Origin of the sequence: Streptomyces sp. YIM 121038, from assembly GCF_006088715.1 — a bacterium.
Classification (GTDB): domain Bacteria; phylum Actinomycetota; class Actinomycetes; order Streptomycetales; family Streptomycetaceae; genus Streptomyces.
The window spans coordinates 4,942,472-4,956,976 of record NZ_CP030771.1; the positions used below are offsets into that span (position 1 = coordinate 4,942,472).

The following is a 14,505-nucleotide window of genomic DNA, read 5'->3' on the forward strand; positions in this document are numbered from 1 at the left end:
GAGTCATCGTGAGTGGAGCCCCGGGCGCCGGAGCGGCTGGATCGCGTGGAACCGGCAAGGATGGTGCCCGTGGCTCCGCCACTGATGACGACTCCCACGAGTCTCATGGATCCCAGGGGGGGACTGTGACAGACACCCGAGGTCGCGGCACGCAGACGTCCGAGACCGAGGCCCCCGCCAAGGGCGGGGCTGCCAAGAAGGGCGCGTCCGCGGGGGGCGGATCCAGCGCCCTGCCCGGTGAGCGCCCGCCCCAGCAGCAGGGCTCCCAGCCGTACCACCCGCCGCAGGCCTATCAGGCGGCGGCCGGCACGGTCCGCCGTCCCCGCACGGGGGCGCGCACCACCCCGCGCACGCGCAAGGCGAGGCTGCGCGTGGCCAAGGCCGACCCCTGGTCGGTGATGAAGGTCAGCTTCCTGCTGTCCATCGCGCTCGGCATCTGCACGATCGTCGCGGCCGCGACGCTGTGGATGGTCATGGACGCCATGGGCGTCTTCTCCACCGTCGGCGGCACGATCTCCGAGGCGACGGGGTCGAACGAGTCCAACGGCTTCGACCTCCAGGCGTTCCTCTCGCTGCCGCGCGTGCTGATCTTCACCTCGATCATCGCGGTCATCGACGTCGTCCTCGCCACGGCCCTCGCGACCCTCGGCGCGTTCATCTACAACCTCTCGGCGGGCTTCGTCGGCGGCGTGGAACTGACGCTGGCCGAGGACGAGTAGCCCTCTCCGCTCTGCGCGCTCCACCCGCCGCGCCTCCGTACGCTGCCGGGGCCCCTGCGCAAGGGCCCCGGCAGCGCGCTGCGCGGCTCCGGTGCGGCCTGCCGGGCGGCCCTCGGGGTTCCGCGCGGCCTTCAGGGCTCCGCGCGTGCCCCCGCGAGGGCGTGGTCACCGGTCCACCGGCTATCGATTTTGGGACTGGCCCCCACGTGCGCTAATCTTCAGAGGTCAGCGCGCGGGACATCCCGCAGAGCGCGGCGGGGCTATAGCTCAGTTGGTTAGAGCGCATCCCTGATAAGGATGAGGCCACAGGTTCAAATCCTGTTAGCCCCACCAGCAAGAAGACCCCCAGCCGATACCGGCTGGGGGTCTTCTGCGTGGGTGACGTCCACCGCTCGGGGGGTTCGCTCGGGGGTTACGGCTCCGCGGCGAGGCTCGCGCTCGTGAGGGCCCCTGAGCCGTCGTCCGCGGCCTCCGCGTCCGTCGTGGGGAGGTGGCGGCAGCTGGGCGTCGAGCCGTGGGCCTCGGCGCGGATGCGTTGCTTCATGGTGGGTGGCAGGGACCGTTCGTACGCCATCGCCCAGGCGGCGAGCACGTGCTCCTGTGCGCTCGTCGTGCTCTTGCACGTCGTCGTGGCTTCCTGTACCGGCGTGGCCGCGGCCGCCGAGGAGGCGAAGCCGAGCGCGGCGAACAGCGCGAGGACGGCGGAGACGAGTGTGGCCCACAGCTTCATGGCCTTCGTGGCGGGCATAACCCCTCACTTTCGGGTTGGGCGATTTGCGTACTTTCCTCATGATGTGGATGCGGGGCCGACAGTGGGGGACCGACGCTCGCGTCGCGCCGATGTTCAGATGAACACCACCCAGATGGGTGCAGGAGGCCCGAGAAAGCGGGAAGCGGGGCAAGCTCGGCGAACCCCGCTGGGGACGGAGCGTAGGCGGAGGGATTCGGTCCGCATCTACTGCGGTGTTCCGGAGGGGAGTTGAGGCCGATCCAGGTCACCGATCGGTATCGGTCGGTGTGTATAGTCGGGCGCCAGAAGTCCCCTACGTCAAGGAAAGACGAGGTCGCGCGGTGAAGAAGCTTCTCCTGGTCGCACTGGCCGCCATCGGCGGGCTCCTCGTGTACCGCCAGATCCAGGCGGATCGCGCCGAGCAGGATCTGTGGACGGAGGCGACTGACTCCGTGCCCACGGGTTCGTGAGTATCGACGGCAGTCTCGTCACAGGGCCCCGATCGCTAGAGCGGTCGGGGCCCTGTGCTGTGCGAGGGGGCTTTTGTCCCGCTCCTCCTGGGCTGGGCGGCTGACGCTCGGACCGCACGGGTGACGTCCCCCTGCCGGGGCGGGAGGGGCTGGCGCCGCCCCGGACGGCGGCCGCGACCCCCTTGATTCACTTACGCAATTTCATTGCTTGCTTGGGCAAATCAATGGAGGGTGAGGTGGAGAGCGGCGTGACGCGGCACCGGGCGGGCCGTCGGACAGTGGCGGGCGCGGGGGCCGCGCTCCTGAGCGCGGTGTGGTGCGCGGCCGCGCTCCCCGCGACCGCGCACGCTGCCGAGACTCCGCAGCCGTACGCCTTCGCCGATGACGCACGGGCCGTCGCGGGTACGCCGAGCAGCACCGGGAGCCGCGCGCTCACGCCGGGATCGACGTACAGGAGCTCCATTAAGCCTCCCGGCCCCGGTGGCACCACCCAGCTCTACTACCGGCTCGACCTGGGTGCCAAGGACAACGTCTACGTCTCCGCCACCGCGCTCCCCGGCGTCGGCAGCCAGGTGGGCTTCGCGGACGGCATCCGAGTGTCCGTCGAGGACGCGAACGGCTTCGACTGCGACGCGGGTTCCGCGCGCTTCGGTGCCTCGCGCAGCCCCCGCCCCCTCACCGCGTCGGCCTCGCGCACCGTCGGGCCGGACGAGCGCTGGTGCGCGACGGCAGGCACCTACTACGTAGTCGTCGAGCGGACCGTCGACTCCAGGTCGTCGATTTCGTCCGCGACCGAGAAACCGTCCACTCCGGAGAGCTGGGATCTGGAGCTTCACGTCACCTCGGAGCCCGCGCTCGCCGTCCGGGGCGCGACGACACCGCCCCGGACGGGGGACCCCGGCACACCCGCCCCACCCGCGGGCCCGGCCCGCCCGCGCGCGGGAGGCAGCAGCTTCAGCACGGCCAAGGCCCTGGACAGGGGCGTGTGGGGCGACGAGGTCGAGCCGGGGCGGACGCGCTACTACCGCGTGCCGGTGGACTGGGGCCAGCGGCTGTCCGCCACGGTCGAGGTCGGCGGGGCGCGGGGAGCCGGGGTGTCCGGCGGGATCGGGGGCTCGGGCGGAGCCGATGGTTCCGGCAGGTCGAGGGGGTCCGGGGCGGGCGGCGGTGCCGCAGACCGTGAGTACGTCACGTCCGCGCTGGTCGTATCGGTGTTCAACCCCGCGCGCGGCCCGGTCGATGACATGGACACCGCGTACGACGGCCGCCAGAAGTCCGCCGTGCTGCCGCCGCTGCCGCCCGTCGCCTACGAGAACCGGTACGCGGTCATCTCCAAGGTCGCCGGGGTGCGCTTCGCCGGGTGGTACTACCTGACGGTCTCTCTGGATCCGGACGTCGGCGCGCAGTTCGGCGAAGGGCCGGTCGGACTGACCCTGCGGGTGGACGTCTCCGGCGAGCGGCGGACGGGACCCGAATACGTGGGAGCGGCGCGGCCCGCGGACGCCTTCGGCGTGACGGAGCGGGACGAGGCGGCGGCACGGGGCGGCGCCGGAGGGGACGACGCCTCCGGCGGGCCTGGCGGGCGCGGCGCGGACCGCGGCGGGGCGGCCGCCGCGGGCACGGGCGGCGACGAGGCCATGAAGGTCCTGGCCGCGGCGGGCATCGGCACCGGAACGGTGCTGGTGACCGTGCTGGGGGTGTGGACGCTGGTGGGGCGGAGGCGGGCGGCGGGGCGTCGCGCTTCGGCCTGAGGGTGCCCCGGGCCGCGCCTCAGATGCGGAACAGCGCCCAGAATCCCACCGCGAAGCAGGCCAGCGCGGCGAGCAGCATCGGCAGGGCCACCTTCACGGGCGGTCCGTTGCGCCGCCGGGCCGCGTGGGAGCGGGTAGGTCGGGAACGGGCGGCGCGGGGGCGCGAGGGCTGCTCCTCCTGCGGCGCCTCCGCCGACTCCGCGCGCCCTGGCGACAGCAGGGCTTCAACCGGTGCGAGAGGTCCCGGAATCGGGGTGCTCGGGTGGGGAACCTGCGGCGGGTGAGCGGTGTGGGGAGAAGTAGGCGCGTAAGCGTAGGCGCGCTGCGCCGAGGAGCCCGTGACCTGTGAGAGGCCGCCCTCCGCCGGTGCGGTCGGGCGGGGGGATGCCGCATGGTCGGGTTCGGAGGGGAGCGGGGTGTGCGCAGGGGGAGTGGGCGGCTGCGGGGGCGCCTGCGTCGGCGGGGGCAGATGGAAGCTGCCGGTCTCCGACATGGGGGGATGCGGAGGGAGCGACGGCGGTGGCGCGAGTGGTTGAGACGCGGGGGGTGCGGAGGGCGTGGAGGGTGTGGCGGGCTGAGGTACGGGTGGGGGTGGTGTGGCGGGGCGCTGCGGTGTGGACGGCTCCGTCATGGGGAGCTGGGGCAGGGGCGGGTGGCCCACGGGCGGTTGGCCGGTGTCCGGTTGGCCCGTAGCGGGCTCGGCCATGGCCGGCTGGCCCACGGACGGTTGCCCCGTGGGCGGTCGCGGTACGGACGGTGGCGTGCGCGGCTGGGAGACGGACTGCTGGGCGCCGAGCGGGTGGGCCGGTGGCTGGTGAGGCGGCGCCTGATGGCCTGCGGGCAGCTGAGCCGAGGGCAGTTGAGGCGCGGCGTGCTGCGAGGCGGCGTACTGAGAGGCGGACGGCTGAGACGAGGTGTGCCGAGAAGCGGACGGTGGAGCGGCGGTGTGCTGGGAGGCTGGGTGCTGAACGGCGGAGTGCTGGGCGGCAGGGTGCTGAACGGCGGCATGCTGCGAGGAGGCATGTTGAGCGGCGGCATGCTGCGAGGCTGCGTGCTGGGCGGCGGCGTGCTGAGCGGCGGCGTGGTGCGAGGCAGCCTGCTGGGACGAAGGCGGCTGGGGCGGTGGCGGCTGGGGCGGTGGTGGCTTGGGCGCGGGAGTGAGAGGACCGTCGGGGCCGAACCCTTCGGGCAGCGGCCCCAGTTGGTCGAAGATCTCGACGAGCTCGTCGTCGGGCCCGGGCTCCGGCAGCACCTCGGTGGCGGAGGCGAGCGCCTTGCGCGCCCCCGCGGCGGTGCGGAAGCGTGCCTGCGGATCGGGTTGCAGCAGCGTCGCGATGACCTGCCACAGCGGCTCGGGCACGCCCCGGGGAGCTCCCGGGGTGCCGTGTGCCGCGAAGTGCTCGATGAGGGCCTTGGCGTCCGGCTTGGCGCCCTGCAGCAGATAGAGGGCGACGAGGCCGACGGCGAAGAGGTCGGCGGTGAAGTCCGGCTCGGCGCCCAGCATTTGCTCGGGCGCGAAATATCCGGGCGTGCCCACCACGTAGTCCGTCTCGGTCAGCCGTGGCTCGCCCTTGCGCATCGAGATGCCGAAGTCGGACAGGCGCAGATGCGGGCGTCCCGTCCCGGTGGCCTCGAGGAGTATGTTGGCGGGCTTGATGTCGCGGTGCACGACGCCTTCCGCGTGCACCGCGGCGAGACCGGCGAGGAGCTGATCGAGGAGCGTGCAGCAGAAGCGGGGCGGCAGCGCTCCGTAGTCACCGATGACATGGGCGAGCGAGCCGCCGGTGACCAGGTCCATGGTGAACAGGACCTGGTCGTCGTCGGCGGCCCAGCTGGCGGGGGCGAGCACATGCGGGTGGTCGATCCGCAGTGCCTGCTCCCGTACGAAGCGGAGCAGCGTATGGGCGTTTCTCTGCTGCAGGACCTTGGCGGCCACATACCGGCGCCGCCGCTGGTCCCAGGCACGCCACACGGCGCCTACTCCCCCGCGGCCGATCGGGTCGACGAGTTCGTACCGGCCGGCGAAGACCTCACCCATGGTCGTGCCCCGCTCCCCTTCCGGGCCGCCCGGCAGCGGCCCGGCCGACGGCTCAGCTCTGGTGCGCCTCGTAGTGGGCGACGGCGTCCGCGGTGCGGCCCGCCCCGTACACCCGGAGGAACTCTGCCAGTTCCGGGTGGGTCGGGGCGAGGGAGTCCGCGGCATCGATGATGTCGCCCGCCGCCGCGACGGAGCGCAGCAGCGACTGGATCTCGCGCACCACGCGCTTCACCGTGGGGGCGCCCGAACTCGACGTGGTCTGGGTGGTGTTGGTCAGTACGGAACCCCCCTGGGACTTCTTGATCTCGTCCATGCGGTCGGTTGCCTCGGCGGCGCTCACGCTGCCGTCCGCGACCTGCCCGGCCAGCTCCTGGAGCAGCTGGACACGCTGGACCACGGCCGGATTGCCGATCTTGGCGCGCTGGCCGCTCATGAGCTGGGACAGCATGGGCGCGGACAGGCCGAGCACCCCGGCCAGCCGCGCCTGGTTCAGGCCCAGGTCGTCAATGAGGCGACGGAAGAGTGCCCCCAGCGGCTCCCCGTACCAATTCCGCTGGAGTTCCCGTGCTCTTGCGGTTGATTCTTGCTGTGCAGCGTCCATGTTGCGTCTCCCCATCGCTTCCCCATTGGACTGCGGTTCGCTGCCGCGAACCACGTCGAGCATCTTACGGAGAGTGGTCGCGCACGGGGACCCCCAATCCTTTTGCGAGATCCCCGGTGGGACCCGGTACTCTGGTCTGCGACGCTCCCCGGGCCGTGATCTTCACGTACCGGTGTCGTTGTCCGGGGCCTTAGCTCAGTTGGTAGAGCGCTGTCTTTGCATGGCAGATGTCAGGGGTTCGACTCTCCTAGGCTCCACAGAAGGTAAGCCCTTCCGACCTGCGGAAACGTAGGTCGGAAGGGCTCTTTTGTTGCTCCTGGTGGGCACGAGGTGGGCACATCACTTCGATTACGGTCTTCCGCATGGCCTACATCGAGACCAAGGAACGCAAGGACGGGGACTCCACCTACGTCGTCCGCTGGCGTGCAGGTGGAGCCCGGACCGGAAAGCGGGAGTCAGAGCCTTTCGACGACCTGACCTCGGCTGAGCGGTTCCGCGACCTCGTGAAGGGCCACGGCGAGCACTGGCCGCCGGGCTGGATCAAAGGTCACGGTTTTGTTGCGGATCGACGCCGTCAGGAGACGATGTTCGAGCCGTTCGCCCTCGCCTACGTGGACCGGCTCACAGGTATCCAGGGCGACACCCGCAGTAAGTACAAGAAGGAAATATCCGAGAACATGGCGCCCTGGTTCGGGCCGTACTCGGTGGAGGACGGCGAGGGCAGCCTCGTCCGGACGATGGTGCAGGACTGGGTGAACGACCTGGAGGCGGGACGGCTCGCACCGCTCGACCCCCGCGACAGGAAGCCCCGAACCGCGTACGCACCGAAGACCGTCCAGAACAAGCACGGTCTGCTCTCCGCGATCTTGCAGTCCGCTGTCGATGCAGAACCGTCGCTACGTGCGTCCAACCCGTGTGCGAAGACCCGCCTCCCCCGCCTCGACGGCGCCGAGGACGAGGAGGAGATGGTCTTCCTCGAACGCGAAGAATGGGCCTGGATTCACGAGTGCCTCAAGGACGACGCCAAGGAACTCGGCGAGACCATCGCAGAGACCGGCTTCCGCTGGGGCGAGGCCACGGCGCTCCAGCCCCGGGACCTCCGGCGCCGGAACGGCAGACCCGCCATCCGCGTCCAGAGGGCCTGGAAGAAGGACGAGGACGGCAAGTCCATCCTCGGTCCGCCCAAGACCCGGAAGTCCCGCCGGACGGTCGTCATCACCCACAAGCTGGACCGGATGCTCCGGCGCCGCGCCAAGGGCCTGGCTCCGGACGCCCTCCTGTTCACCGGCCCGGAAGGCGGCAAGTGGGACCCCGGCACCTTCCGCCGGCTGCGGTGGGTGCCCGCGATCAAGCTGGCCGCAGAGAAGTACGGGCTCATCAAGCGACCGCGCATCCATGACCTTCGCCACTCCCACGCGTCGTGGCTCATCGCTGCAAAGGTGCCCCTGCCCGCCATCCAAGGACGGCTTGGCCACGAGTCCATCACCACCACAGTGGACCGCTACGGCCACCTCCTGGACGCCCTGGACGACGAGGTCATGGCCGCCGTCGAATGGGCCATGGACCCGACCGCCCCGCTGCCCGGCTTCCTTGCGCACTCCGGGCTCGCGGCCGCGACGGACGGGCTCCCCCAGGTACCTCGCCAGCACTCCGGCTTGGCCCCGCAGACCTGGAAGGACGCGAGCGCCATGGCACAGGACGGTACGGAGTACGACATCGAGCCCGTCTTCGTCGTCACGCTGGATGGCCGCGAGGTGCCCTTCGCCGACCGTCAGCACGCCCAAGACGTCGCCGACCAATGGAACGACGACCACGCGGAGACGACCGAAGCCATGCGGGCAGAGGACTGGCCCGAGGACAAGATCATCAGGCGCGGCGCCGTGGGCCCGGAGGAACGCGACCGATGGACTGGGGGCGGGGGCGTCTGGACCCGGATGCCGGACCGCGAGTTCGTACACTCCGCCCTGGCGTCGTACGGCCCAGACGGAGACCTCTCGTACGAACCCCTCCCCGTAATCAGCCGATGGGCGTGGGAGTTCGAGCCCGACAGCTTCACCACCAGGGCCGCCGAATTCCGCACCGAGTTCAGACCTGACGGGAGCACCGAGGCTCACGCTCGTGGAGTGAACAAGCTCGCCGTGAAGAGGGCGTTCGAGCAGGCCCGCATGGACGCCCTGAAGGTTTGCTCGCAGAACCCAAACCTGGACTCAGCGGACGTCACGGCATGACGGGGCTGTCGTAGGCTGAAGCCGACATCACGAAGCCGATGTATGGGTCAGGCCCGCTCCGAGGAGCGGGCCTTTCTCATGGCGCAGCCGATCAGATGGCGGATGCCGGCCAGTCGAGCCGCATGGCGCTCGGGCCTGGCGGCGCAGACTTTGATCGGAGCCTCAGCGGTGCTGGTAGGCCGTCGCGCGGAGTTTGTTCCTGGGAGCGCGGCGGCCACAGTCTCGGCCTGACTGTCCAGGCCGACGCGAAGCCGCCGGGGGAGATTCAGGGTGCTTCATGTCTATATGAGCGTTCATGCCACAATTCAGTTCATGGACGCGAACGAATGGAAGAGGAGCGTCACTGGCGGCCACTGCCCGTCGTGGTGCGTGTGTCGGCATGATGACGAGGACCCCGAGATCGATTCGATCGTGCATGAGTCGAAGCCGTCCACGATGCAGCTGCCGCCGCTGGTTAACGGGACGGTCTACACAGTCTCCTTGTCGCCCTCGGCAAGTGAGAACTTTCAGGACCAGCAGCGGAGCACCCAGCTCGACCTTGCGGTGATCGACGACGGAGGGCGAGGCCAGCTTGGTGACTATGTTCCGGTGACCAGCCGGCACCAGGCGGATGCGCTGGCGGATGGTCTAGAGGCCATGGCGGCGCAGATCCGTGCCTGGCGTGATCTCTTGCCTGACTAGTACCACCGCCTGGCCCCTCTTGGATCACTCGCGTTGGCCCGTGGTTCCGTTGGTGGTTTCGGCGGCTCACCGGCAACCGTTCAGCTCGCGAAGCTAAACAAGGCTGTGAGTCCGATCATCAGCCCGGCGTAAGCCAGAACGATGAGCAGGACGCAGAGCAGCAGCAGCCACCCGGTCACGATGGCGAGCAGGGCCAGGCCGCGGTCACGGCCGCCCAGGCGCTTGCCCCGGATACGCCCGAGGTGGCCGGCTGGGATGGCGACGATGCCGAACACGGCCATGAAGAACGTGTAGTACTGCCCGTACATCAGCCAGAACATCGGCGTCATGAAGACCGCGACGATCAGGCCGACGCCCATGGCCGCCGACCAGAAGGCGACTCGGGCCGGGGTGTTGCGTACTTCAGTGGTCGGAGCGTCTGCCTGCTGTGTGCTGCTGGTCATGATGGATCTCCCCCGCTTCGTCCAGTCACCTTACGGTCGGGCAGGCCGTCAGCTTCGGTCGTGTGCCACCCGGTGATCCGGTAGGGCCGGAGGTAGTGCTGCACTGTGAATCCCATCGTCCACTTCACCCCGGCCGAGTCGATGACGACCAGGCGCGGGTCGGTGTTCTCCTTCGGCCGGAACAGCCCCATCGGCACCGGGACGGGGCATTCGCCCAGCGTCGCGGACTCCGCGCGGAAGACCCGCTCGGTGAGCATCCGCCCGGTCAGTAGACCGGTGCGGTGGTACTGCGCCTCAACCATCCGGAGGATGCCGTCCAGCTCGATCGCCACCGTGCGGGGCACCGGCTCAGCGGCGGCTTGCTCGCACGGACACGGCTTCTCGTACGGGGTTCCGTCCGAGTAGGTCGGGCGCTTGGCCCGGAGCCACTGGAACTCGGCGCACACGCGCTTGGTGTGGCACGGGCAGTTCGGGCAGTCGGCAGACCGCGGGCGTACGTACTCGGGGCCGAAGGGCTCAGGGAAGGGGTAGTCGTCCATCATGCCTTCGCCGCCGTCGCGCTCTCGGCGGGGTAGCAGACGGTCCTCCACCGGTCCGGCAGAACGCCCTTGGACCAGCCGTTGACGGTGTCCGGCTTCGTCAGCTCAGCCGAGTCGATGGTGTACCCGGCTTCGATAAGCCGGTGCTCGAACAGGGCGGGGATGAAGGGCTCCTCCGCTGGTCCAAGGTTGCGGTGGACGAGGAACCGTACGGGGTTCCAGTCGGGTTCCCCCGAGGTGTTGCCAGCCTCCGCGTCGAGCGGAGTCACCATGAGGAACAGGCGTTCCTTGTTCACGTACACCAGGGCGCGATGCGGGCCGGTGCTCTTCAACGTTCTCTCCCGGTCATAGGGGTGGTTGGTGGTGTCCGTGTGGGTCACCACAGGCTCAGGGGGCGGCCTGCCGTCGCCGCCGAGCGGATACGGAGGGCGATCTCCGCCTCGGACTCGCCGTTGGCCCGTCCAGCCCGGATGGCCTCAGCGATGGCCCGTGAACGGCTGGCCGGGCCGCGCAGATCAGCCAGCGGGCTCCCCGGGTTGCCGCGTCTGCTCACCCACTCGGCCCGGTTCTCGGCCGGGGTCCCGAGCCGTAGGTGCTGCGGCTGCTGGCACGAATGGCTGTCGCACGTATGGCAAACGGTCGGGCTGTCGTTGTCCCAGCCCAGCCGGGGGATCACACCGTGCGCGAGCTGATAGCCGTACAGATGTCCCGGAACAGTGCCCCGTCGAGTCCGGCCCGGCAGCGATGCCGCCCGGAAGGACGCGTGACCCGTGCTGGAGACCCCCGCCGTCCAAAACCAACAGTCCGACGGCGAGGCCGTTCGGTGGACCTTCGCCCAGTAGCGGGCCCGGACCGACTCATCGGCCAGCCACGCCGTCCACTCAACGGCCGGGATGCGAACCGGCGACGGCTCCCCGATCAGCGCGAGCTGCTCGGGCAGGTCCTCGACCGGCACCGGCCCGGACCGGTCCACCGTAGAAAGGGGGAACAGTCCGGGCTCGGAGTCATCCTCACGCCGCATCGGCGCGGCTGGCATCAGGGGCGACAGCCGACGGGGAAGTAGCGGTCAACGGCGCTGATTCCTGTGTTTCCGCCGCACGGGCCGGTTGCGCACGGCGGCTCCGCGGACGTCCCGCGCGAGCGCGCAGCGACTCGATGACCTCCTTGGCCCGAGCGGCGGTAACAGGCTTCGCCTCCCGCTCCAGCTCCTCCGCCGGCACACCGAGCAGCTCGGCGACCAACTCGACGTCGTTGCCGAACAGCCGCAGGGCCGCCGCAGCTGCCTCGCGCGCCGCTACGTCGGCCTCGTCCTTGGCCGCCGCCGCCTTCGCTACCGCCTCCCGTGTTGTCAGGACGTTCTTCGCGGCCAGCTCGCGCGTCTTCGCCTGGAGCGCCTCTATCTCCCGCACGCGGCGCCGCAGCTCCGCCGCGCTCACCCCCGCCGTGGCCGTCATCGGTCTTCCCCAACGAAGTGCTGCGGGGCCGCCGCGGTTGCCACGAGTACCTTGTTGGCCGCGTTCACCAGGCGCCCGGCGAACGCCTCCGCCGCTTCCTTCAGCTCGTCGTCCGTGACCTCCCCCATCTCCTTGTACGACGGGTGCCACATGCCGTCGGCAACCTGGTGGTGGACGATGTCCTCCATCTCGCCCACCAGGCCCTGGACGGCTTCCTCTATCTCTGCACGCTGCTGCTCGGAGTACCTGCTCATGGCGCGCACCGTAGGCATGGGTCCGGGAAGTTCTCGAACCTGAGTGGGTACGCCGGCGTTAGAGCTTGATGCCTCCGGCGGGTCCTCCTCGGAGGGGGAGGGGGCCGGTCGGTTGGGTGCGGCGTCGTTGTGGTTGAGGTGGTGGGGGCGGGGTTCCCTCCTCGATCGGCCGTCCCAGCTTCGCGCACCGCGCCGCAGGGGTGTGCAGTCGTTCGTCCGGGTCCGGGACTTTCCTCGTACCTCAGAAAGTCCCGGCTTCCGGGCGCTCCACCGCACACCCCTGCACCACGGCACGCCGGGGCAGTGCCGTCCGACCGAGGAGGGAACCCCGCCCCGGGCCCCGTTGTGGCCGAGGCCCCAGCCCAGCCGGACCCGGAGCGCGCGGAAAAGTCCAGGTCAGAGCCCCTGTCCAGCTTGATCCGAACCTCAAAACATGGTTTAATTAGTGATGTCGGAAGGGGAGGGCAACACCCCAGCCGACACCCCGCAGGGCCGACCGGCCCGGCGGAACTCTCACCAGGAACAGGGCCATGAGCACCGAGAAGAAGAACCCCAAGCTGGACACCATCCGCGCCCTGCTGGCCAGGGCCGAGGACCCCTCGACCACCGAGGCGGAAGCCGAACTGGCCCGGAAGCGGGCGTTCGAGATGATGGCCAAGTACGGAGTGGAAGAGGCCATGCTGAGCGACGGTGAACCCTCCCGCGACGCCATCAGCGACCGGTACGTTGACCTCCCCAATCCCTGGTCCATGTCCCGCGTCCGCCTCATGGGCTTCATTGCCAAATCTGTTGGATGCGAGGCCGTCTCTGTCCGCCCGAAGGGCGCAGGCGGCGCCCGCCGACTTCACATCGTCGGGTACGAGTCCGACATCCAGCGTGCCGAAGTCCTGTACGCCTCACTCGTGCTTCAGATGTTCAGCGGGCTTGCCGCGCAGACCGTCCCGTGGGACGTCAGCAACGCCCGAGCGTGGCGCAATTCCTGGCAACTGGGCTTTATCGAGCGGGTCATTGAGCGGATCAAGGCGACCGAGCAGGCCGCCCGCACCGCAGCCGAGGGCGAGACATCAGTTACCGGCCGCAGCGGCGCGCTCGTACTGGCCGACCGTGCCGCCGTTGTCCAAGCCGCCTACAAGAAGGCGCACCCGCGCATCCGAACCTCTCGCGGCTCGTACAGCGGCAGCGGGTACGGCGACGGAGCCGCCGCAGGCAGCCGCGCCGACATCGGCGGCACCCGCCGCATCGGCGCCGCGACCGCCGGAGCGCTCGCAGCCTGACCGCCGCCCCTCCGCCGGGGCGGCAACCCGCCGCCCCGGCCCCTGCCCGCCGACACCAGGAGCAACGCGCCGTGCCCATGGACTGGATCAGATTCCCCAAGGCCGACGAGACCGGCCGCCACTACTTCCAGAACTACAGCGTCCCCCAGCGCTGGAACGCCGCCACCCCGAAGGAGTACGGCACCGGCCGGATCTCGGAGGCCGCCGCCCTTGCCTACTCGATCATCAGCCCGGCCGGATTCCAGTGGCGGACCGAATGCCACTGCTGTGACTGCACCATCGCGGCCCGGTCCGCCGACTCCGCCCGCCCTTGACCCCCGCCCCGCAGGAGGAAGCGCGATGCGCATCGGCAACCACGAGGTACTGACCCTTCACACCGACCCCCGCAACGGCCAGCGCACGGCAGTGCTCCACAACGGAGAAGAGTGGGTCACCGTCGTCGTCCCGAAGTCCTTCGGGCCCACCCCCACCGAATGGTGGCACGGCCACTACCACGGCGAGAGCCACGGCGACGCGCTCCAGGACTTCCTAGCCCGATCCAAACTCACCACCAGGCACCAGGAGTTGGCCCGACAGGCTCAGTCCCTGATCACCGAATGGGAAGCCGACGCCGACCCCGACATGGAGCCGGACGAGCGCGACCAGGAGGACGAGGAGGCCGCCGCCAACTCCTTTGAAGACAGGGTGATCACGCTCCTGTACGAACTCGCCGACACCCTGTGACCCCGCCCAGCGAACCGACCGCAGCCGCCCAGGAGAGCACCATGCCGCCCCGCAAGACCCCTGCCACCCCCGCCCACATCCTGAACGCCGCCGCCGACCACATCGAACGCGTCGGCCTGTACCAGGGCGAACACCTCTGGCAGCCGGGCAAGATGGGCGACACCGCCCCGTGCAACGTGCTGCACGCATGGGACCAGGGCGTCAGCGCGGCCAGGCCCCACCGGTCCGTGCCCGCCGGTCTGGCGTGGGACATCTTCCACAGCGCGCTCCGGGACTCCCTGATTATGGCCAGCGACCACGTTGCGGGGGGACCCATCCCGCCCGCACGGTGGCAGGCCCTTGAGATGGTCGAATGGGCCTACCGCCGCACCACGCTGTGGAGTTGGGGCGACGAGCCCGGCCGCACCGCCGTGGAGGCCGCCGCCATGTTCCGCGCCGTCGCAGCCCCGGTCACGAGTGACCGCGATCACATATGGCGTTCTTGATCGCCACCCCAAAACATGGTTTAATTAATGGTGTCGGAAGGGGGAGGGCAACACCCCCGACCGACACCCCCCGCAGGGCCGACCGGCCCGGCGGAACCTCTCACCAAGGAAGAGC

At 70.1% G+C, this 14,505-nt stretch carries 18 protein-coding genes and 2 tRNA genes; 11 read left to right on the forward strand and 9 right to left on the reverse strand.

All coding sequences use genetic code 11. From position 1 onward, the window contains the following. Positions 1-8: 8 nt before the first annotated feature. Both C9F11_RS20900 and C9F11_RS20905 read left to right on the forward strand, forming a co-directional pair. A complete protein-coding gene (locus tag C9F11_RS20900) occupies positions 9-719 on the forward strand; it encodes a DUF3566 domain-containing protein (RefSeq protein ID WP_138960707.1) in 711 nt (236 codons plus the stop codon). A gap of 256 nt (positions 720-975) precedes the next feature. After that, positions 976-1,052: transfer RNA gene (locus tag C9F11_RS20905), tRNA-Ile, on the forward strand. Positions 1,053-1,131: 79 nt separating this feature from the next. Here the strand turns inward: C9F11_RS20905 and C9F11_RS20910 are convergent. After that, positions 1,132-1,467 (reverse strand): DUF6344 domain-containing protein, encoded by a 336-nt coding sequence (locus C9F11_RS20910; RefSeq protein ID WP_138960708.1) that lies wholly within the window; start codon positions 1,465-1,467, stop codon positions 1,132-1,134. Positions 1,468-1,790: 323 nt separating this feature from the next. Between C9F11_RS20910 and C9F11_RS48165 the strand changes: the two genes are divergently transcribed. Together C9F11_RS48165 and C9F11_RS20920 are read left to right on the forward strand one after the other, a co-directional pair. Then, positions 1,791-1,919, forward strand: coding sequence for a DLW-39 family protein (locus C9F11_RS48165; RefSeq protein ID WP_003999697.1), 129 nt, complete (start codon positions 1,791-1,793; stop codon positions 1,917-1,919). A 248-nt stretch (positions 1,920-2,167) separates the two neighbouring features. Then, positions 2,168-3,670, forward strand: a complete 1,503-nt coding sequence (locus C9F11_RS20920) for a hypothetical protein (protein WP_138960710.1) — start codon at positions 2,168-2,170, stop codon at positions 3,668-3,670. Between the two features lie 19 nt (positions 3,671-3,689). Here C9F11_RS20920 and C9F11_RS20925 read toward each other — a convergent pair whose 3' ends face one another. Both C9F11_RS20925 and C9F11_RS20930 read right to left on the reverse strand, forming a co-directional pair. Continuing rightward, positions 3,690-5,708, reverse strand: coding sequence for a serine/threonine-protein kinase (locus C9F11_RS20925; RefSeq protein WP_138960711.1), 2,019 nt, complete (start codon positions 5,706-5,708; stop codon positions 3,690-3,692). 52 nt (positions 5,709-5,760) lie between these two features. Then, positions 5,761-6,309, reverse strand: coding sequence for a DNA-binding protein (locus tag C9F11_RS20930; RefSeq protein ID WP_138960712.1), 549 nt, complete (start codon positions 6,307-6,309; stop codon positions 5,761-5,763). Positions 6,310-6,493: 184 nt separating this feature from the next. Here C9F11_RS20930 and C9F11_RS20935 point away from each other — a divergent pair. From C9F11_RS20935 to C9F11_RS20945, 3 genes are all read left to right on the forward strand, one after another. Then, positions 6,494-6,566 (forward strand) — tRNA-Ala (locus C9F11_RS20935). A gap of 105 nt (positions 6,567-6,671) precedes the next feature. Beyond that, positions 6,672-8,537, forward strand: coding sequence for a site-specific integrase (locus tag C9F11_RS20940; protein WP_138960713.1), 1,866 nt, complete (start codon positions 6,672-6,674; stop codon positions 8,535-8,537). A gap of 312 nt (positions 8,538-8,849) precedes the next feature. Further along, on the forward strand, positions 8,850-9,218 hold the full coding sequence (locus tag C9F11_RS20945) for a hypothetical protein (RefSeq protein ID WP_138960714.1): 369 nt from the start codon (positions 8,850-8,852) through the stop codon (positions 9,216-9,218). 80 nt (positions 9,219-9,298) lie between these two features. On the opposite strand, the gene C9F11_RS20950 is transcribed toward C9F11_RS20945, so the two are convergent. From C9F11_RS20950 to C9F11_RS20975, 6 genes are all read right to left on the reverse strand, one after another. After that, positions 9,299-9,661 (reverse strand): DUF4190 domain-containing protein, encoded by a 363-nt coding sequence (locus tag C9F11_RS20950; RefSeq protein ID WP_138960715.1) that lies wholly within the window; start codon positions 9,659-9,661, stop codon positions 9,299-9,301. Then, positions 9,658-9,993 carry a hypothetical protein gene (locus C9F11_RS20955; RefSeq protein ID WP_138960716.1) on the reverse strand — a complete coding sequence of 112 codons (336 nt, stop codon included), beginning with the start codon at positions 9,991-9,993 and terminating at the stop codon, positions 9,658-9,660. The genes C9F11_RS20950 and C9F11_RS20955 overlap by 4 nt, the downstream gene beginning before the upstream one ends. Positions 9,994-10,199: 206 nt before the next feature. Next, a complete protein-coding gene (locus C9F11_RS20960) occupies positions 10,200-10,532 on the reverse strand; it encodes a hypothetical protein (protein WP_138960717.1) in 333 nt (110 codons plus the stop codon). A gap of 44 nt (positions 10,533-10,576) precedes the next feature. Continuing rightward, positions 10,577-11,155 carry a hypothetical protein gene (locus C9F11_RS20965; protein ID WP_249401809.1) on the reverse strand — a complete coding sequence of 193 codons (579 nt, stop codon included), beginning with the start codon at positions 11,153-11,155 and terminating at the stop codon, positions 10,577-10,579. Positions 11,156-11,210: 55 nt separating this feature from the next. Beyond that, the gene (locus C9F11_RS20970; protein ID WP_138960718.1) at positions 11,211-11,654 is read right to left on the reverse strand and encodes a hypothetical protein; all 444 of its coding nucleotides are present in this window, start codon (positions 11,652-11,654) and stop codon (positions 11,211-11,213) included. Beyond that, positions 11,651-11,908, reverse strand: coding sequence for a hypothetical protein (locus C9F11_RS20975; protein WP_138960719.1), 258 nt, complete (start codon positions 11,906-11,908; stop codon positions 11,651-11,653). The genes C9F11_RS20970 and C9F11_RS20975 overlap by 4 nt, the downstream gene beginning before the upstream one ends. A gap of 530 nt (positions 11,909-12,438) precedes the next feature. On the opposite strand from C9F11_RS20975, the gene C9F11_RS20980 reads away from it, so the two are divergent. From C9F11_RS20980 to C9F11_RS20995, 4 genes are all read left to right on the forward strand, one after another. Continuing rightward, the gene (locus C9F11_RS20980; protein WP_138960720.1) at positions 12,439-13,182 is read left to right on the forward strand and encodes a DUF2786 domain-containing protein; all 744 of its coding nucleotides are present in this window, start codon (positions 12,439-12,441) and stop codon (positions 13,180-13,182) included. Between the two features lie 71 nt (positions 13,183-13,253). Further along, on the forward strand, positions 13,254-13,496 hold the full coding sequence (locus tag C9F11_RS20985; protein ID WP_138960721.1) for a hypothetical protein: 243 nt from the start codon (positions 13,254-13,256) through the stop codon (positions 13,494-13,496). A 25-nt stretch (positions 13,497-13,521) separates the two neighbouring features. Continuing rightward, entirely contained in the window at positions 13,522-13,905 is a 384-nt protein-coding gene (locus tag C9F11_RS20990) for a hypothetical protein (RefSeq protein ID WP_138960722.1), read from the forward strand. 41 nt (positions 13,906-13,946) lie between these two features. After that, positions 13,947-14,390, forward strand: coding sequence for a DUF6197 family protein (locus C9F11_RS20995; protein WP_138960723.1), 444 nt, complete (start codon positions 13,947-13,949; stop codon positions 14,388-14,390). Positions 14,391-14,505 lie beyond the last annotated feature (115 nt).